The 20077-nt window shown below is 32.2% G+C and carries 13 protein-coding genes and 1 tRNA gene; 8 read left to right on the top strand and 6 right to left on the bottom strand.

Features of this window, described 5'->3' with window-relative positions; genetic code table 11:
- Positions 1 to 8 precede the first annotated feature (8 nt).
- The 3 genes from ilvN to ilvD form a co-directional block, all read right to left on the bottom strand.
- The gene (gene ilvN / locus ABD715_RS07155; protein WP_344787455.1) at positions 9 to 542 is read right to left on the bottom strand and encodes an acetolactate synthase small subunit; all 534 of its coding nucleotides are present in this window, start codon (positions 540 to 542) and stop codon (positions 9 to 11) included.
- Positions 543 to 648: 106 nt separating this feature from the next.
- On the bottom strand, positions 649 to 2382 hold the full coding sequence (gene ilvB, locus ABD715_RS07160; RefSeq protein WP_344787456.1) for a biosynthetic-type acetolactate synthase large subunit: 1734 nt from the start codon (positions 2380 to 2382) through the stop codon (positions 649 to 651).
- Positions 2383 to 2441: 59 nt separating this feature from the next.
- Positions 2442 to 4121: a dihydroxy-acid dehydratase gene (gene ilvD, locus ABD715_RS07165; protein WP_344787457.1), complete on the bottom strand. Its 1680-nt coding sequence runs from the start codon at positions 4119 to 4121 to the stop codon at positions 2442 to 2444.
- Between the two features lie 609 nt (positions 4122 to 4730).
- Here ilvD and metK point away from each other — a divergent pair.
- The 3 genes from metK to ABD715_RS07180 all read left to right on the top strand — a co-directional run bounded on the left by metK (position 4731) and on the right by ABD715_RS07180 (position 8730).
- The gene (metK, locus tag ABD715_RS07170) at positions 4731 to 5984 is read left to right on the top strand and encodes a methionine adenosyltransferase (protein WP_344787458.1); all 1254 of its coding nucleotides are present in this window, start codon (positions 4731 to 4733) and stop codon (positions 5982 to 5984) included.
- 124 nt (positions 5985 to 6108) lie between these two features.
- Complete coding sequence (locus tag ABD715_RS07175) at positions 6109 to 7284, top strand: hypothetical protein (RefSeq protein ID WP_344787459.1); 1176 nt, start codon at positions 6109 to 6111, stop codon at positions 7282 to 7284.
- 387 nt (positions 7285 to 7671) lie between these two features.
- Positions 7672 to 8730, top strand: a complete 1059-nt coding sequence (locus ABD715_RS07180) for an ATP-grasp domain-containing protein (protein WP_344787460.1) — start codon at positions 7672 to 7674, stop codon at positions 8728 to 8730.
- 138 nt (positions 8731 to 8868) lie between these two features.
- Here ABD715_RS07180 and ABD715_RS07185 read toward each other — a convergent pair.
- The 3 genes from ABD715_RS07185 to ABD715_RS07195 all read right to left on the bottom strand — a co-directional run bounded on the left by ABD715_RS07185 (position 8869) and on the right by ABD715_RS07195 (position 12688).
- Positions 8869 to 8950, bottom strand: a tRNA-Tyr gene (locus tag ABD715_RS07185).
- A gap of 71 nt (positions 8951 to 9021) precedes the next feature.
- Positions 9022 to 11766, bottom strand: a complete 2745-nt coding sequence (locus tag ABD715_RS07190; protein WP_344787461.1) for a TonB-dependent receptor — start codon at positions 11764 to 11766, stop codon at positions 9022 to 9024.
- Between the two features lie 52 nt (positions 11767 to 11818).
- Positions 11819 to 12688, bottom strand: a complete 870-nt coding sequence (locus tag ABD715_RS07195; RefSeq protein WP_344787462.1) for a GLPGLI family protein — start codon at positions 12686 to 12688, stop codon at positions 11819 to 11821.
- Positions 12689 to 12877: 189 nt separating this feature from the next.
- On the opposite strand from ABD715_RS07195, the gene ABD715_RS07200 reads away from it, so the two are divergent.
- The 5 genes from ABD715_RS07200 (at position 12878) to ABD715_RS07220 (ending at position 20076) form a co-directional block, all read left to right on the top strand.
- A complete protein-coding gene (locus ABD715_RS07200) occupies positions 12878 to 13657 on the top strand; it encodes a hypothetical protein (RefSeq protein ID WP_344787463.1) in 780 nt (259 codons plus the stop codon).
- A 4-nt stretch (positions 13658 to 13661) separates the two neighbouring features.
- On the top strand, positions 13662 to 14276 hold the full coding sequence (locus tag ABD715_RS07205) for a deoxynucleoside kinase (RefSeq protein WP_344787464.1): 615 nt from the start codon (positions 13662 to 13664) through the stop codon (positions 14274 to 14276).
- Positions 14277 to 14410: 134 nt separating this feature from the next.
- Entirely contained in the window at positions 14411 to 14989 is a 579-nt protein-coding gene (locus ABD715_RS07210; protein WP_344787465.1) for an RNA polymerase sigma factor, read from the top strand.
- A gap of 156 nt (positions 14990 to 15145) precedes the next feature.
- Positions 15146 to 16339: a FecR family protein gene (locus ABD715_RS07215; protein WP_344787466.1), complete on the top strand. Its 1194-nt coding sequence runs from the start codon at positions 15146 to 15148 to the stop codon at positions 16337 to 16339.
- A gap of 164 nt (positions 16340 to 16503) precedes the next feature.
- Positions 16504 to 20076 carry a SusC/RagA family TonB-linked outer membrane protein gene (locus ABD715_RS07220; RefSeq protein ID WP_344787467.1) on the top strand — a complete coding sequence of 1191 codons (3573 nt, stop codon included), beginning with the start codon at positions 16504 to 16506 and terminating at the stop codon, positions 20074 to 20076.
- Position 20077 lies beyond the last annotated feature (1 nt).

Here is a 20077-nt window from a genome sequence, read left to right on the forward strand (position 1 = left end):
TTGTTGTGTTATTGATTATTAAATGCTTTAAGCATTTCTGTTACTTTCATTTCATCTTTTGTTACTGCAATACGTCCTGCTCGTACAAATTGCATAATACCATAAGTATTTAAATCTTTACGTAAAGATTCTATTTCTTTTCTTCTACCCGATTTTTCTAGTACAAAAAACTCTTTATTAACGGTAACAATCCTACTGTTACTATCTTTTATTATATTTTGAATTTGAGGTTCGTTAAACAACAAATCAGACTTAATTTTAAACATACAAGACTCTGTATAAATGGTCTCTTCTTCGGTATGGTAATAAGCACGAATAACTTCTATTTGTTTTTCAAATTGTCCCACAATTTTCTTGGCCTGTGCTTCTGTAATATTTACGACAATTACAAAACGGTTTACGCCTTCAATTTCTGATTGAGATGTTGTTAAACTTTCAATATTTATTGTTCTACGCTGAAAAATTGCCGAAATACGATTTAGTAACCCAATATTGTTTTCGGTATAAATTGAAATCGTTAATGTTTTTATTTCTTCGTTCATTTTCTTTAAAATGATATTAAAAAAAGAGACAAGAGAAAAGACTTTTTTATCGCTTTCGCGGAAGACTATAAACTCTTATCTATCTTCTTTATTTTTTATTCTTCTTTTAACTTAAACGTACATCTGAAACAGATGCTCCAGAAGGAATCATAGGAAATACATTCCCTTCTTTCTCCACACATACTTCTAAGAAATAAGATTCTTTTGACTCTATCATTTCTTTAATAGCATCTGCAAGCTCTTCACGCTTCACTACTTTTCTAGCTTTTATGTAATATCCTTCTGCAATGGCTACAAAATTAGGGTTTGTCATTTCGGTAGATGCATATCTATTATCGAAAAACAACTCTTGCCATTGGCGCACCATACCTAAAAACTCATTGTTAAGTACTACTATTTTAACAGCTGTTTTCTGTTGGAAAATAGTACCTAACTCTTGTATATTCATTTGGTAACCACCATCTCCAATAATTGCTACAACTTCACGCTCTGGCGCTGCCATTTTAGCACCTATTGCTGCTGGTAAAGCAAAGCCCATTGTACCTAAACCACCAGAAGTAATATTACTCTTAGTAATATTGAAATCTGAATAGCGACAAGCAATCATTTGGTGCTGACCAACGTCTGACACTATTGCTGCATTACCCTTAGTTTCTATATTTATTTGTTTTAATACCTCTCCCATAGTTAATCCTTCTTTGGTTGGAGAAATATCATTTTTAATTACTTTATCGTACTCTATAGCATATAGATCTTTAAATTCTTGATGCCATGCATCATGAGAATTTTCATTTAACTCTGCTAATAACAAAGCTAAACTCTCTTTAGAATTACCCAAAACAGCGACATCAGTTTTTACATTTTTATCAATCTCTGCAGGGTCAATATCAAAATGAATAACTTTAGCTTGTTTAGCATACGAGTTTAAATTACCTGTTACACGATCGTCAAAACGCATACCAATAGCAATAAGCACATCGCACTCGTTTGTTAACTTGTTTGGCGCATAATTACCGTGCATACCAACCATACCTATATTTAATGGATGCGATGTTGGCAATGCAGAAGCCCCAAGAATAGTCCAAGCTGCAGGTATTCCAGCTTTTTCTACAACTGCTTTAAGCTCTGCTTCTGCTTCTCCTAAAATAACACCTTGCCCCCAAACTATCATTGGTTTTTTAGCGTTATTAATTAAAGCAGCTGCTGCAGTTACAGATGCAGGATCTGTATCTGGTATTGCTTTATAACTTCTTATACCTTTACACTTTTCGTATTTAAAGTCGAACTCTTCAAATTGAGCGTCTTTTGTAATATCTATTAAAACGGGTCCTGGTCTTCCGCTTTTAGCGATATAAAATGCTTTAGCTAAAACCTCTGGAATTTGCGATGCTTTAGTAACTTGGTGGTTCCATTTTGTTACTGGTGTAGAAATGCCCACAATGTCTGTTTCTTGAAATGCATCGCTACCCAATAATGCTGAAGGCACTTGCCCTGTAATACATACTAATGGTGTAGAATCTATTTGCGCATCTGCAATTCCTGTTATTAAATTTGTAGCTCCTGGCCCAGATGTTGCCATTGCGACACCAACTTTACCAGAAATTCTTGCATAGCCTTGAGCAGCATGTGCTGCACCTTGCTCGTGACGTGTTAATACATGGTGTATTTTACCATGGTATTTATAAATCTCGTCGTAAACTGGCATAATAGCTCCTCCTGGATATCCGTAAAGAATATCTACTCCTTCTGCTATTAAGCATCTTATAATGGCTTCAGCACCTGTAATACGTTCTGTTTGTTCTGCCACTTCTTTTGTTTTATTTATTGTTTCTGTGTTCATGCTATTAAAATTATAAACCCTTTGACAGTGCTCCGGGTGACATGAGATATATTATTTAGTTAAAATTCGTCGGTAACACATCCTTTAGATGCAGACGAGACCGAACGTGCGTATTTGTATAATACACCTCTATCAAATTTTAATGCTGGAGCAACCCAGTCTTTTCTTCTTTTTTGTAATTCTTCTTCAGAGACTTCTAGAGAAATACTATTAGTTTCTGCGTCAATGGTAATCATATCACCATCCTTTACAAAGGCGATAGTACCACCTTCTTGAGCTTCTGGAGTAATATGCCCTACTACAAAACCGTGTGTTCCACCAGAGAAACGACCATCTGTAATTAAGGCAACCTCTTTACCTAAACCAGCTCCCATAATAGCAGCTGTTGGCTTTAACATTTCTGGCATTCCAGGTCCTCCTTTTGGTCCTTCGTAACGAATTACAACTACATCGCCACTTTCTACCTTACCATCTCGAATACCATCATTAGCATCATATTCGCTTTCAAAAACTTTAGCTTTACCAACAAAATTTAAGCCTTCTTTACCTGTAATTTTAGCAACACTACCTTCTTCTGCCAAATTACCATATAGCATACGTAAATGCCCTGTAGCTTTTATTGGTTTTTCTAAAGGCATAATTACATCTTGTCCTTCTTGTAAATCTGGAACGTCAACTAAGTTCTCTGCTAATGTTTTTCCTGTTATTGTTAAGCAATCGCCATGTAGTAATCCTTTTTTCAATAAATATTTTAAAACTGCTGGTATGCCACCTACAGCATGCAAATCTTCCATTAAGTATTTACCACTTGGTTTTAAATCTGCAATAAATGGTGTACTGTCACTAATATCTTGAAAATCTTTAAGTGTAAAATCTATTTGAGCAGATCTTGCAATGGCTAAAAAGTGTAGTACTGCATTTGTAGACCCACCAAGAATAGTAACTAAACGAATAGCGTTTTCTAAAGATTTACGTGTAATAATATCTAAAGGCTTAATATCTCTTTCTAACAATAAACGCATAGCCTCTCCTGCCTTAACAGATTCTTCTCTTTTTAAGTTACTTGCTGCAGGGTTAGATGAGTTATAAGGTAAAGCCATACCTAAAGCCTCTATAGCCGATGCCATTGTATTTGCAGTATACATACCACCACAAGCACCTTGACCTGGAATTGCTTTTTTAATTATTTCTTTATATTCTGTTTCTTCCATAGTACCAGCAACTTTGCTTCCCCATGCTTCAAAAGAAGATACGATATCTAGTTTTTTTCCTTCATGGCAACCAGAATCTGTTGTGCCTCCAAAAATTAAAATAGACGGGCGGTTTAAACGAATCATTGCCATTAAAGCTCCTGGCATATTTTTATCACAACCCACTACAGTAATTAGTCCATCATAACTCATGCCCTGTACAACAGTCTCCATAGAATCTGCAATAATATCGCGAGAAGGCAAAGAGTAACGCATTCCTGGAGTACCCATAGAAATACCATCAGACACACCAATAGTATTAAAAATAAGACCTACTAAATCTTCGTTTTTAGTACCATCTTTAGCTAGTTTAGCTAAATGGTTTAAGTGCATATTACAAGGGTTACCATCGTAACCTGTACTTGCAATACCTATTAATGGTTTATGAAAATCTTCATCAGAAAAACCAATAGCATACAACATAGATTGCGCTGCTGGTTGTGTAGAGTCTTGAGTAACCGTCTTACTATATTTATTAAGTTCTTTCATCTTTATTAAAGAAATTTTATGCTTTTATCTAGTTTTGTTTTTAATTTGATAACGATTTAAGATTTTAGTTAAAAAGTACACAATCGTTTAAAACAATTCACGAAATTAAAATATTAGGTTATTATACACTTATTTTAATACAATTTTAAAATAAATCCAACACCCGAAAAAAACATTTAAACCATTGATTTTTAATAAATTAAGTTGTTTTTTTTATGATGCCCAATTACCAAAAAACATGTAATAAAAAAGCCTTCCATTTCCGGAAGGCTAATAATTTATATTTCATATTAAAATAACACCTTCTTATCCTTGTGAAATAATCACAATGACATCGATAATTACGTTATTTAAAATGTATCTATTCATACTTACTCTACAAATATTCGCAATTAAAACTTAACAAGCAACTTATTCACAAAAAAAGTTAAAATCAATTTACTATTCATTTAATTTATTTATTTTTGCGCCATAAATAATAGAGGAAGGATTTGACTGATTGCAACCTCTTTTATATCATGCTAATATTGATATAAAGTAAAAATGCTAAAGGCAGTGCAAACTTCCTGAGACGTTATCGTCAAATCTTACAATAAAAAAATAATTAAAATGGCGTATTTATTTACTTCTGAAAGTGTTTCTGAAGGACACCCAGATAAAGTAGCAGACCAGATTAGTGATGCTTTAATTGACAATTTTTTAGCTTTTGATGTAGACTCGAAAGTAGCTTGCGAAACTTTAGTTACAACAGGACAAGTGGTACTTGCTGGCGAAGTAAAATCTAAAACCTATTTAGATGTGCAACAGATAGCAAGAGACACTATTAATAAAATAGGATACACCAAAGGAGAATACATGTTTGATGGCAATTCTTGTGGTGTGTTTTCTGCAATTCACGAACAATCTCAGGATATAAACCAAGGTGTAGACCGTGGTAGTAAAGAACAACAAGGCGCTGGAGATCAAGGTATGATGTTTGGATATGCAACAAACGAAACCGAAAATTTTATGCCTTTAGCATTAGATTTGTCTCATCTTATTCTTAAAGAATTAGCTGAACTACGAAGAGAAAACAAAGACATTACATACTTAAGGCCTGACTCTAAAAGTCAAGTAACTATAGAGTACAGCGACGATAATGTACCACAACGTATTGATGCCATTGTAGTATCTACACAGCATGACGATTTTGATGAAGACGACGTTATGCTTGCTAAAATTAGAAAAGACATTGTAGATATTTTAATACCACGTGTAATTACAAAATTACCAGAAGCTATTGGTAAATTATTTAACAACGATATTAAATACCACATTAACCCTACTGGTAAATTTGTTATTGGCGGACCTCACGGAGATACCGGTTTAACAGGACGTAAAATTATTGTAGACACATACGGTGGTAAAGGCGCACATGGTGGCGGTGCTTTTTCTGGAAAAGACCCAAGCAAGGTAGATAGAAGTGCTGCTTATGCGACACGACATATTGCTAAAAACTTAGTTGCTGCTGGTGTTGCTGATGAGGTTTTAGTACAAGTAAGCTACGCTATTGGTGTTGTAGAGCCTATGGGTATTTTTATTGACACTTATGGTACTTGTGCTTTTAACATGACTGATGGCGAGATTGCAGAAAAAGTATCTGAAATTTTTGACATGAGGCCTTTTGCTATAGAAGATCGTTTAAAATTACGCTCACCTATGTATAGCGAAACTGCAGCTTACGGGCATATGGGACGTAAAAACGAAACTGTATCTAAAACATTTTCTCAACCCAATGGAGATACAAAAACATTAGACGTTGAATTATTTACCTGGGAAAAACTTGACTATGTAGATAAAGTAAAAGAAGCGTTTGGTTTATAAAAAACCGAACTTAAATAAAACCTAAAAAGCCTTATAATTTAAATTATGAGGCTTTTTAGGTTTTATAATGACATTTGATTTTGTATAAAATTCCATCTATATTCGTTTCATATAAAATAAAACCATGAAAAACAAGCTATTACTTCTACTATTTTTTACCAGCGTTATAACACTAAATGCTCAAGACAATGCTATATCAGATCAAATAAAAACAGAACGAGATATTGAATTAAATAGCCTTCAGAACAACTTAGTAAACAATCAAATAAAAATAACAAATTTAACCGAGCAGCTTTCGCAACTAAGTAGCAAACAATATGGCAAGAAAATAGAATTGCAAGAACAAATTCAAAAAGAATTAGACAATCGCATTAAGTTTTTAGAAGAAAGTCCTAAAATTAAAATTAAATCTAACGGGCAACTTGCATTTACAGAACTTATTAAAATTCAAAAAGACATTCAACCTGCAAAACTTTATCTTTCATCAAATGGTTTTTACACCAAGTTAGGAAAGTTTGACAACTTGCAAAACTATGCAGAATTTACATCTTGGAAAAAAGAATACGATGCTTGGTACAAAAAAAAGCAAGGCAGCGATTTAACTTTCGACTTTATAAATAAAACCATTTCTTTAATTAGTGATGCCTCTAACGACATTCCGCTTTTTGGCTCCATATCTCAATCTGTAACCTCTGGAGTAACCCTAATATTATCTAATTTAGGCAATAGAGATAAAGGTTTAATGAATAAGACTCCACAGGTTTTAATGCTTTTAAATTCTATAGGTCAGTTTGAATCAGAAAAATCTATACTAGATAACGAGTGGAAAACTATAGATAGCGAATTAAACGATTTACAGTCTGAATATAAAATGCTAGTAGAAGAACAAATTGTTTTTTACAGCATAGATAAAGTAAAATACAATGCATTTTTAACCGCTACTCTAGGTTCTGATATTGATAAATTTAAAGTATACAGCAAAGAAAAAATACTAGCCAAATTAACAAAACTAGAAAATGGCAACAACCAAGATTGGATGGGTAATGTAGAAACATACATGTACCAAGTACAATCTATAAGAATTCGATTTGGAGAATTAACAGGCAGAATGCTTAACAATATCGAGAAATATGAAAATTTATTTTCTAAATACACCAACCCCGATAAATTTTCGGCAGAGTTTGTTACCAAAGCCAAAGAGTTAAAAGCAGATTTAAAACAAGTAAAAGAAAACTTTATTTTACAATTTAAACCTAGTAAATATATTGAAGATTCTGCAGTAATGTATATTAAACGATAAAGTAATAATGCAAAAACACCTAAAAAACTATTTGTAATAGCAATAATTATTCTTTTTTCTAACTGTTCGTCTCATTATACAGATTTAAAAATACTTAAACCAAAACCACGTATTTTTCATCTTAATGTCATTTAGTTAGAATTACCCAAAAAAGATATTGCCATCATAAACGAAAGTTGGACTTACAATAGTAACTCAGACATCTTTACCCTTAGCAAAAGGCGAATTTAAAGCTATTAAGAACTTCATTTTTAAGTCTATTAATTGCTACCTTATGTTACATTTTTAAAGTTTATCTAGACTAAACGCGCATAAAGCAAACCTAGATTTGTTTTATGACAACTAAACAATTTAAAATTAATACTAAACATTAACAGAAGCTTAAACATGCAGCAAACAATAGCTATTCTATACCAATCCAAACTTCCGCCAATTAAAAATGGTATTCAGAAGCCTATGAAACCAGGAGGTTATTCTGATAGCGGAGCAGATATTGCTTGCGCATTAATAAGACAAAACATTGCTGTAGTTACACCTGTAAACAAGCCGAATATAAAAAAAGATCTAGATTGGGTATTTCCCGACACAAAAAAAGGTATTCAAGATGCGTTAAACAAAGGAGCAAATACCTTTTGGTTAAATACAGTTTTATACAAAAACCACGACATAGAGAGTTTCTTTAACAGAGGTTTACAATTTATAGGACAAATACCTAGCCAAGTTGATATTTACGATGACAAGTATTTTACAAACGAGTTTTTAAGAGCAAATAAAATCTCTATTCCTAAAACGAAATTAATTTCGAAAGAAAATTTAGCCAATTACACCTTAGAATTTGATTTCCCTATAGTTGTTAAACCAATAAGGGGTCGAGGAAGCCAAGGTGTAACCTTGGTTAAAAACAAACACGAATTAAATAATAGGCTAAACGACATATTATCGATTAACACCTATGGAAATACCGTGTATGTAGAGCAATTTTTAAGCGGACAGGAAATAACTATTACTGTAATGCCTCGAGGTAATTATTTTATTAACAACAAAGAAATAAACTACAAAAAACCTTGGTGTCTTCCTGCTGTTAAAAGATATAATCATGAAAATGGAATAGCGCCATATAACGGAATTGTAGCAGTAATAGAAAACAGCATAGCACTTGAGCATAACGAGTTAAAATCGAAAGAAATAATTGAAGCCTGTAAACAATGTGAAAAGGCTGGTGAATTATTAAATATTAAAGCTCCAATAAGAATAGATTGTCGTGCAGATAAACACGGAAACTATTTTCTGTTCGATTTAAATATGAAACCTAATATGACTGGACCATCCAGATGCCACAGAGAAAACCAAGAGAGTTTAACCTTAATGGCTTCAAAAAAAATAGGTTGGAATTATACAGACCTACTAACAAATATGAGTAAGCAATCTTGGAACGCGAATTACTAACAACATTGCGCGCAACTAAAGTACGGGTTATGTACAAGGTTTTCCGTTGAAAAAATGTAGAATTAAACAAACAAAGCCTTAAAAGAGACTCTAAAAAAACTAAATAAAAAAAGCCTGCATAACATGCAGACTTTTTTGTGGGGAGAGCAGGATTCGAACCTGCGAAGACGTAGTCAGCAGATTTACAGTCTGCCCTCGTTGGCCGCTTGAGTATCTCCCCAAAACCGATGGCAAAAATATACTTTACTATTTAAACTGCAAAACAAAAAATAAAGAATTTCTCCCATTTTTTTACAAATCGTATTTTATACTAAGCACTAAATAGCGTGGTTGTATAAAATATTCGCTTGTACTTGTAAATAACTCGTTGGTACTGTCTTGATTAAGTGATTTTGTATTTAATATATTTGTAGCTCCTAATTTATACTCCCATTTACTATCTTTTTTCTGATATGCTAAACTAGCATCAAAAAAGCTATAATTATTTAATGTTTCAACTTCATTTTTATAATTATAGTACGAATAATCTGCCTTAAGCGTGAATCCTTTTAGAAAATAAGCATCTAAATTTACAAACGGACTATGGGTGTAAAATTTAGAATTGCCACTACCTTGCATATAATCGTTTACAGTTAAATTATAACCCACTTGTACATTTGGAGCCTCTTTAAAGTTAGTACTTAATCGGGTTCTGTAGGTTTGCGTAAACGACTCGTTAACACTTTGTTGATTATTTACAAATTGATTGAATTTAGAATACGAAAAGTTTCCGTTTAACGATGCTTTTAATTTTCCGAAGGTACGCTCAAAACGTCCATTTGCACTCATGGTTTCGTCTGCAAAATTAGAGTTAAAAGGTGTTGACACTCTGTTTGTACTCTGTATAAACTCGTTATCTGAACTATCTGGATACTCTGGATTCGCAACTAACAAAAACTCAGACAAATTTCTAATTTGATCCACACGCTTATTATAACTAATAGAACCAAATATATTAGTATAATTAAACATATTAAAGTTAAAATACCTTAATGATAAGTTATGAGACAACGAGTTTTCTAGATCACTATTACCCTGAAATAGCGAGTTGTAATTATTAAAAACCAAAGCTTCTGCCAATTGGTTTACATCTGTAAAACTGGTTTGCATTCTGTAATTAAACGATATGTTTTCGCTTTTCTTTAAATCTATTCTAGTATTAAAATCGGGTAGTATTCGTGCAAAATTATCTTTAGTTACCGTTTCAAACTGTGTGTTTTTTGTTGTGTAATTGTGCACAGAAAAACCGGGTGTAATGGTAAATTTGCCTAATTTTAATTGATAATGAAAACCAAGATATAAATCGCTTAAATTATATTTTATATCGTTTTCTATATCCCCTATATCGCTATTTAAATCAAAAACATCACCACTATCTAGTATTTGATAAATTGACGAATTAAACCTTTGTGTACTAAACATGGTACCAAACGTAAAATTAACATTACTCTTTTGGTTTAATACGTACCAATAATCGAGTTTGCTATCTAGTTTATTAGTTTTAATACGCTTGTCTTGAGCCACATTAAAACCTGTTTGATTGTTGTCTAGATTTAAGGTTTCAGAAAAACGGAATTCTGCAGTTTTCTCTAAAGATGCATTGTAAAATGGATCTTCGTCCTGTATAAGATACTGCGCCTCTAATGCAAATATGTTTTTCTCATTTAGAGTATAATAATAATTTACATTTTGATTTAAGCTAAACGGATTTTGTGTTTGAGTTTCGTCTATGTTTTGCAATATAGAAGAGTAAAAATCTTGATACTCTGTTTGCTTAGACACTCGAGCAAAAATATCGTAATCTAAATGATTGTTGCTATTTGGCTTATAGCTAGAACTAAATTTAAACAACCCTAAATCGCTTTTTTGCTTGGTATCGCTGGTTGTACTTTCGTTATTAACCTCTGCCCCATTGGATTCAGACTGTGTATAGGTTTTATCTGTGTTTTGTTCCATTTGGGTTTCGTTACCAGAGTAAATAGCAAACCCACTTAAAGTCCAGGTTTCTTTTGGAGAATAACTAAAGTTTGCTGCTCCAAATTTAGCCTCTATAGATTTTGCTTTGTTATTTTGAAGCGTTAAAAAACCAATATCGCCAGTTTCTACATTAAAGCTTGTACCACTATCTCTACCAGGTCCTCTAAACCCTCCAGAAAAATTAAAATAATCGCGTCTGGTAAATGGTACTTCGCCAATATTATTAAAATCTGTAATAATATTTATACTGTACTTAGGACTGTAATAGAACAACTTAGGATGCACCAAATAACGCTCGTCTAAGCCTGCTCCTGCTGTAACCTCGCCAAACCAAAAATTCTTTTTACCTTCTTTTAATTTAATATTTATAGCAATATTATCCTCGTTGTTTCTTAAGTTTTTTAATTGCCCAACCTCATCATAATTTTTAAGTATTTCAATTTTATCTAAAGCATCAGCAGGAATATTTTTTGTTGCCAATTTGGTATCGCCATCAAAAAAATCTTTTCCTTCTACCATTATTTTACTAACCGATTTGCCTTCAACCTCTATTTCGCCTTCATCATTAACCTCTACTCCGGGTAATTTGTTTAAAACATCCTCTAGTTTTCTATCGGTTTCGTGCTTAAAAGAATCGGCGTTATAAATTAAGGTATCTCCCTTTACAACAACTGGCATTTCGTACACCAATTCTATGGCATCAAGATTATTATCTGGTTTTAAAAAAAAATCTACAGTTAAAGCGGTACTTTGGGTTTGTAAAAGCTCTTCGCCCGTTTTCATACCTATATAACTTACTTGAAGTTTATAAGAAGCATTAGGCTTTAAACTTAATTTATAGCGCCCTGCATCGTTTGTAATTCCGTAAGCATCTAAAGCCTTTGTCTCTTGATTTATAGCCACCACGTTAGCCAGCTCTAGAGGGTCGCCAATACTATCTTTAACGACACCTTCTAATTTTATTTGGGCAAAAGCCGAGGTTGTTATTAGTAAAAATAACATGCTAATTTTAACTTTCATAAATATTTTGCTAGGTTAGGTTGTTTTTTTTATGAGTTGTTTTTTTATACTATTATCGTCCTCGACCTCCGCCTGGGCGTCCACCTCTGCTACGAAAGTTTTCTCTCATTTCTGCAGTTTTCTTTTTTACAATTTTATTGTAAGCCTCTTTAGTTACTTCTTTACCCTTAGACGGTCTTTTTATATGGTCTTTCTCTGTAGGGTTTAAAACAATTTTAGAACATAAAATGGTTGTTTTATCAGAGCTTAACTCTAAAATTAAACCTGGCAAACCCCAATACTCCGCAGGACCTTGGTTAACAGGAATTTGCATAGTATACCATGCCTCTACCACAACCTCTTTAGGTTCTTCGTCTTTCTTCTCTTCTTCTTTTTTAGCATCTTCTGGATCTCTTCCTGGCGGACGCCCAAAGCTAGAGACATCAAAATCTGTTACTGTTTTTTTAGCTGTCGCTTTAAAACACATATATTTTCCAATTTGTTTGGTTTCGCCACTCATTACCCAATCAAACTTTTTTAAAGGATCTTTTATTAAAAACTGTTTACCAAAAAACTCTTGATCTTGTAATAACAATTCTTCTTTTACATTTTTATATTGTGGCCCAGCTGTAAAACTAGACATCATACCAGAAAATCGACCTCCACCACCTTGGTTTGGAGCTGCTAGTTTTTCTTCTTCTTTATAAATAGATTCTGTTTTATTAAACGTTAATACATAAGTTTTTTCAAACATACTTTTCATTCGTGCTTGCATACGATGTTTAGCTTCTTCTGGCATATCTGGTCTTCCAAAATTGCTCATATCCACAGCTGTTTTAGAGTGGTAATATGCTTTACCCTGAAAATCTTGTTGGGCAAATGCGGTTGCAGATACCAAAGCAATACAACTTAATAGTACTAGCCTAATAGTATTAAAATTCATCTTTATAAAAGGTTTAATTAAATTTAAAATCGTTTTATTAATAAAACTTAGACAGTTAAGCTCTATGTTAGTTTAATAGCCAGATGTTAAAGTATTCTTAAAAAAAGAAAAACTATTTTATTATAATATGATTAGCTTTTAACATAGTTTATACAAAAACGGTTTGATTTTTGTATTTTTCCCGCTACAATGATGTATTTACGATTAACCTTCCTTTTTATTTCTATTTCAATATTCGCACAAGAATCTATTGAAACATCTTTTATAAAAAACATAAGTATTGATGCAGATACAATTATTGGAATTGATAATTTTAAAACCCTATTTTACACAAGGAATAACGTTTTTTACAAAAAAACGAACAACAACACTAGCAATTACAGCAACTTACAACTAGGCAACATATACTCTGTAAACACATTTAATTCGCTTAAAACAAATATTTTTTATAAAGATTTTAATACTGCTATTATTTTAGATAATAGACTAGCTGAAATTTATAAAATTGATTTTAACAACCTTCAACCCTATAAAAACGTATCGCGAATTACAACCGGTCCAGATAATACTCTTTGGGTTTTTAATCAAGATTTACAGCAGTTAGAATTATACGATTATAAAGCAAATATAACTCGTATAAAAACCTTACCTACAACCAGCAAAGTGTTAGATTTAAAGAGCGATTACAATTATTGCTACCTTTTAACTTTAAACCATTTATACATATATAATTATTTTGGAAGCTTAATTTCGAAACACAAAAACTCTGGATACACTGCTTTAGCCACTTACAACGAAAACATTATACTAAAAAAAGAAAACACTTTGTATTACTTAAAAAAAGGAAATAAGGACGTAATGCCTATTTCTATAAATAAAAATTTAATAAATCAGTTTTTTGTAACCAACGAAACCTTGTATATTTACCACAATAAAAACTTGCAACAATTCCAATTAAAAATAAATTAACACTATGCATATTGCTATTGCGGGAAATATAGGCGCTGGAAAAACAACCCTAACTAAATTACTAGCAAAACATTATAATTGGGAAGAACAATTGGAGGATGTTGTTGACAACCCTTACCTAGACGACTTTTACAACCAAATGGAACGTTGGAGTTTTAACTTGCAGGTGTACTTTTTAAACAGTCGTTTTCGTCAAGTTTTACAAATTCGTAAAAGCGGAAAAGAAATTATTCAAGACAGAACCATTTACGAAGATGCTCATATTTTTGCTCCCAATTTACATGCTATGGGTTTAATGACAAATCGTGATTTTGAAAACTACAGATCGCTTTTTGAACTTATGGAATCTTTAGTTCAAGGTCCAGATATTTTAATTTATTTACGAAGCTCTATTCCTAACCTAGTATCTCAAATACATAAAAGAGGTCGCGACTACGAAAACACTATTAGCATTGATTATTTAAGCCGATTAAATGAGCGCTACGAAGCATGGATTCATGGCTACGATAAAGGAAAACTTTTAATTATTGATGTAGACGATTTAGATTTTGTTGCTAATCCAGAAGACTTAGGCTCTATAATTAATAAAATTGACGCAGAGATTAACGGATTATTTTAATAGCATAACCCACAGTAAACCAATACAAAAACATATTTAAAACACCCTCATTGTTAACATAAAGTTATTTTAATAATAACATTTGTGTACTTTTGTTATACACTTAATGTTTTATTCCTGTCTATAACTCTTTTATGATTAACACCGACCAAGACATCATCAACCAACTAAAAAGAGGTGATAAAAAGGCACTAACAAAACTCTACGATAGCTACTGGCAGGCATTATACATATCGTCGTATAACTTACTTAAAGACAAAGAACTTTGTGAAGAAATTATTCAAGATGTATTTATAGATCTATGGAAAAGCAGAGCAACACTTGAAATAAAAATTTCTTTAAAGGCCTACTTGTATGCCTGCACACGATATAAAGTTTTTGCACAATTTAGAAAAAATAAAATGATTAGGGTTGAGCTTTTTGACGACCTTAAAAAAAGATTTCAGTACACAAACCCTGAAACAAAAATTATGCACAAAGAGTTGGTAGAGCAAATTAGCGCTATTGTAGAGACACTACCAGAAAAATGTAAAAGAGTTTACAAATTAAGTAGAGAAGAGCAATTAAGCCACAAAGAAATTGCAAAAAAACTTAACATCTCTACAAAAACAGTAGAAAACCATATAACTATTGCCTTAAAAGCATTAAGAAAAGCCCTTGGACACATGCTAAGCATTGAGCTTATACTATTTATTACTCAAAACTTAAAGTAGTTTTAAGCATAGCTATTGCCACCAAATAAAACATGCTTTTTAGCTAGAAACAATAAAAACTTAATAATAATTTAATTTTTTTAACTTTTAATTAGGGGATACTTTAAATAGAAGACACTCTATATATAACACCCCCATTTTAGACTTTATAAATAAATGAATACAAACGAGGTAGACAAAAAAGATTTTCAAGAATTAATTGAAAAATATCTAGACGGTAAAATTTCTTTAGAAGAAATTAAATTGTTGGTAAACTACTATGAAAGCTACCAACAAGAGCATGAATGGGTTGAAGCTCTTGGCTCTAAAAACAAAATAAAACAAAGAATGCTTATTAATATTCTTGATGAGCTACAAAACGAAGACAAAGCAATATTAGCTATTCCATTTTACAAAAAGCCTATATTTAAATATGCTGTGGCTGCAACAATAGCTTTATTAATTGCCCTCCCTTTTATTTTCGAAAGCAACATTATAAATAACCAACAAACCATTGTTAACACGACCATTAATAATAATATTGAAATTGGCACAAGCAAAGCTACTTTAACATTAGGAGACAACTCTGTAGTTCGTTTAGAAAAAGGAAAACAATTAAAAATAGATAATATTTTTAGCAATGGACAACAATTAGTTTACAATAAAAAACGCCCAAAAACTAAAACAAGAGCACAAAACACTAAAGTAAAAATTGAATATAATTACTTAACAATTCCTAGAGGTGGCGAGTTTTACGTTGTACTTGCAGATGGCACAGAAGTTTGGTTAAACTCCGAAACGCAATTAAAATACCCAACAACTTTTGTAAAAGGAGAAGAAAGGCGCGTAGAACTTGTATACGGAGAAGCTTATTTCCATGCTTCGCCTAGCACAAAACATAGCGGATCTAAATTTAAAGTCATTAATAAAGTTCAAGACATTGAAGTATTAGGAACCGAATTTAATATTAAAGCATACAAAGACGAAGACTTTACATACACCACTCTAATTGAAGGTGCTGTTAAGGTTAATAATGGGTCGCATACAGAGACTTTAAAACCTAACGAGCAATCTATACTAAATAACAACAACAAAGACTTTGTTGTTGCTAAAGTAGACACATACTCTGAAATAGCCTGGAAACGAGGTTTATTTAGTTTTAAAAGAAAAACTTTAAAAGAAATTGCAAAAGTACTATCTCGTTGGTACGATGTTAATTTTGTTTTTGAAAATAAAGAACTAGAAGATGTGCAGTTTAAAGGTGTTATTAGCAGAAATCAAAATATAGAAGAAATATTAATTCAAATTCAAAATACAAATTATATAAATGCCTATGAAATAAACGACAATACCATATCTCTAAAAAACTAAAAATAAAGAGGAACAGAGTTTAGACCGTCCAAAGTATAAGACTCTATCCCCCAATTTTAGAATTGCTAATTAATTAAACTGTTTAACTAACAACATGCGAATTTATGAAAATTAAATTAACCGAATCTAGCTTCCCTTTACGGGAAAAGGTACTATTAAACATTATGAGATCTTTTCTTTTTTTATTGTGCTTAAGCGTTTTTGGAGTCACTCCAAACAATGTCATATCACAAAATGCTAAAATCAAAATAGTCGAAGATAAAGAAATAACTATCGACGAGGTTTTTGATTTAATTATGAGCCAAACCGACTACACTTTTATCTACCATGTAGATATGTTTAAAGATTATCCTAAAATTGATCTTAAAAAAGGAGTAGTAAAGGTAAATACGCTCTTAGAAAAAAGCCTTTCTAATGGAAATTTCGATTTAGACTTTACATCTAGCAATACTATAATTATAAAGGAAGCCAAAAACCTTCAACAAGAAGTATTAATTTCTGGAGTGGTAAGAGACGAAAATGGGCTCCCAATTCCTGGAATGACGGTTTATGTGTCAAGCAGAGAACCTTCTTCAGAACAAGCTCCTAAAGATTTTATGTTAAGAGGAACTACTACAGATTTTGATGGTAAATTTAGTTTAAAAGCCGAAATAGGATACTATTTTATTGTTTCTGGTATGGGATATGAAAGGCATACAGAACAAATAGCTAGAAGTAAAAAAATTTATAATGTGACTTTAAAAGAAAGAGTAAGTAAATTAGAAGAAGTACTTGTTGTATCTTCTGGTTATCAAACTATTTCAAAAGAACGTGTAACTGGTGCTTATTCTTCAGTAAAGAAAAGCCAATTAGACAAGCCTGCTTCTAGTATTGCAGAACGTTTAACAAGTGTGGTTTCTGGTTTACAAACTGTAATTGGCGAAGATGGAGAATCAAGTTTTCAAATTAGAGGTCTTACTACGCTTGGTGCAGATAAAGACCCACTAATTGTTTTAGACGGATTCCCTATAGAAGGTGGCTTCGAAACCATTAACCCAAACGATGTAGAAAGCGTTACTGTTTTAAAAGATGCAGCAGCAGCTTCTATTTGGGGAGCTAAAGCAGCAAATGGTGTCATTGTTATTGTAACTAAAAAGAATATAAATAGAGAATTACAGGTTTCTGCATCTTCTTTTGTAAGGTTTTCATCAAAACTAGATATAGACTATACGCTTAATAATGCTTCAAACGAAGATTATATAAAATATTTAAAACTTGGGTTTGATGGTAATAATTTTGGTAGTGGTTTTTCGCCACCTAACGAATTTAGTCTTGGAGGTTTTAATAATTACACAAACATGTATACCGCTTTTTACAACGCACAGTTTGGCGCTATTACATTACAAGAAAGAGATGCTTTAATAGCTAAATATAGTACATACGATAACACAAAGCAAATAAAGCAACACTTGCTACAAACACCAATGGTACAGCAGCATAACGTTAATATATCTGGCGGAAATTCTAAAATGTCTAACAGCTTATCTTTACTTTATGAAGATAGCAAAACAGCTTTTAAAGGCGACAAAATAAACAAATACTTAATTAATTTTAAGAATAACACGAAACTTACTAAGCGTTTACAATTCGATTTTTCGGGAATGCTACAGTATAATGATGAAACAAATAACGGTACCGATTTAGCTACAATTTCAAACTTATCAAAGTCAGACATATTAGTAAATGACGATGGTAGTTTAATAGATATGTCGTACTTAAACAACAATCTGTATGCTATAAGCCAAATACGTCCAGAGGCCAATTTATATCCGTATGGCGGTAACATATTTTACAACCCTATTCAAGAAATAAATAATAGAGATCGTACTTCTAAAAAAATAAACACGCGTATTCAAACCAGTTTAAAGTTAAATATATTAAAAGGTTTAGATGTAACATCGAGTATTCAATATGAAATTTTCGATACTCAAAATAGAGATTTTTATAACGAAAACACATACGATGTTAGAGCAGCGGTAATTAAAAGTTCTACACCAGACCCTGCTGGCGGTGCACCAACCCAAAATATACCAGACGGAAATGTTTTACAATCTAACTCATCAAGAGTTAATGCGTATACTTTTAGAAATCAACTTAATTTTAACCGCACTTTTGCCGATAAACATAACATTAGTTTTATTGGAGGGGCGCAAACAGAAGAAAGAGTATATAAAACAAGTATTTATCCTACCATTTTTGGGTTTAACGAAGCTACGTTGCAATCTGGAGGCTCTATACCAGATAACATACTTGACATACAAAGTTGGGCGGGAAGCTACTTTGGTTTTTTTCCAATAAGAATTGCTAACCAGAACCTTCGCTTTATTCCTTTCGAGTTTAGCAATCAACCTATATATACAGAAGATACCGATAGATTCTTTTCTTACTACGCAAACTTAGGCTATACATTCGATAATAAATATTCTATTACTGGTAACTATAGAAACGATGCATCTAACCTTATTGCAGACGACCCTTCTGTACGCTCTAACCCATTTTGGTCTGTTGGTTTAGCATGGAAAGCACATAAAGAGTCTTTTCTATCTAATGTCGATTGGTTAAATAGATTAAATATTAGAACTACCTATGGTTATGGTGGCAATGTAGATACGAGTACTTCGTCTATTCCAACTTTAGCGCTTGATCCAACAATAGATTCGGTTACAGGAGAATTAAAATCAACTATCGCAAATGTAGGAAACCCGCTATTACGCTGGGAAAGAACAAGAACTTATAACTTTGGTGTAGACTTTACAATACTAGATAACAAATTAAACGGATCTATCGACTATTATAACAAAAAAGGATCAGATTTAATTGTTACACAATCTATTGCATCTGTAAATGGCAACACCACCGCAACCATAAACAATGGTGAAATGGTAAATAAAGGAATTGAAGTTAGCTTAGGGACAACGCTACCTATCAAAGGCAACGATCTTGTTTGGAGTGGTTCTCTAATTTATAGTTATAATGATAATGAAATTACTAAGTTTTTTAGAACATCAACTACTACTCGAGATTTAACATCAGCTGGTGTAAGCCAAGCTTATACTGAAGGCTACAACGCAAACACTTTATGGAGTTTTGATTATGCTGGAGTAAATGAAATAGGTGGAAGAGACGTTCCTTCGTATGTGGGATTAGACGGAGCTTTAAGCTCTTTTCTAGAAAACGATTTTAACGATGCGTCTCAATTTATGCTTAATTCAGGCACTTCTGTTGCTCCAACAAATATTAGCACTAGACAGTTGTTTAAAATATACGATTTCGATTTATCTTTTATTGTTGCTGGTAAATTTGGACATAAATTTAGAAGACCTAATTTTAGCTATGATTCTGGTGGAGAAACACCAATAAACAACTATGTGTCTGAAGCTCTTAATGCTGGAAATGGTTCTGAGGTTGCACCAATAATTTCAGATAATTTTTTATATTTTAGATACAGGAACTATACTCCTTATCTCGATTATTTAGTTTTAGATGCTTCACTTATTAGATTTCAAGAGGTTAATTTAACCTATAACTTACCTTCAAAAGTAACAAAAACACTTGGTGTTAACTCGTTACAATTCTATGCTCAGGTAAATAACTTAGGATCTATCTATTTTAACGATTTTAATGAAGACCCTGAGTATCCTACAGGTTCTATTAAACCACAAGCTACTTATACTTTTGGACTTAATTTAAACTTTTAAA

The sequence above is a fragment of the Postechiella marina genome (assembly GCF_039538365.1).
GTDB lineage: Bacteria > Bacteroidota > Bacteroidia > Flavobacteriales > Flavobacteriaceae > Postechiella > Postechiella marina.

What these genes read in the sequence shown, in the direction of transcription:
- ilvN (WP_344787455.1), bottom strand. Translation starts at nt 542, where the DNA reads ATGAACGAAGAAATAAAAACATTAACGATTTCAATTTATACCGAAAAC.
- metK (WP_344787458.1), top strand. Translation starts at nt 4,731, where the DNA reads ATGGCGTATTTATTTACTTCTGAAAGTGTTTCTGAAGGACACCCAGAT.
- ABD715_RS07215 (WP_344787466.1), top strand. Translation starts at nt 15,146, where the DNA reads ATGAATACAAACGAGGTAGACAAAAAAGATTTTCAAGAATTAATTGAA.
- ABD715_RS07210 (WP_344787465.1), top strand. Translation starts at nt 14,411, where the DNA reads ATGATTAACACCGACCAAGACATCATCAACCAACTAAAAAGAGGTGAT.
- ABD715_RS07175 (WP_344787459.1), top strand. Translation starts at nt 6,109, where the DNA reads ATGAAAAACAAGCTATTACTTCTACTATTTTTTACCAGCGTTATAACA.
- ilvD (WP_344787457.1), bottom strand. Translation starts at nt 4,121, where the DNA reads ATGAAAGAACTTAATAAATATAGTAAGACGGTTACTCAAGACTCTACA.
- ABD715_RS07220 (WP_344787467.1), top strand. Translation starts at nt 16,504, where the DNA reads ATGAGATCTTTTCTTTTTTTATTGTGCTTAAGCGTTTTTGGAGTCACT.
- ABD715_RS07190 (WP_344787461.1), bottom strand. Translation starts at nt 11,766, where the DNA reads ATGAAAGTTAAAATTAGCATGTTATTTTTACTAATAACAACCTCGGCT.
- ABD715_RS07180 (WP_344787460.1), top strand. Translation starts at nt 7,672, where the DNA reads ATGCAGCAAACAATAGCTATTCTATACCAATCCAAACTTCCGCCAATT.
- ABD715_RS07200 (WP_344787463.1), top strand. Translation starts at nt 12,878, where the DNA reads ATGATGTATTTACGATTAACCTTCCTTTTTATTTCTATTTCAATATTC.
- ABD715_RS07195 (WP_344787462.1), bottom strand. Translation starts at nt 12,688, where the DNA reads ATGAATTTTAATACTATTAGGCTAGTACTATTAAGTTGTATTGCTTTG.
- ABD715_RS07205 (WP_344787464.1), top strand. Translation starts at nt 13,662, where the DNA reads ATGCATATTGCTATTGCGGGAAATATAGGCGCTGGAAAAACAACCCTA.
- ilvB (WP_344787456.1), bottom strand. Translation starts at nt 2,382, where the DNA reads ATGAACACAGAAACAATAAATAAAACAAAAGAAGTGGCAGAACAAACA.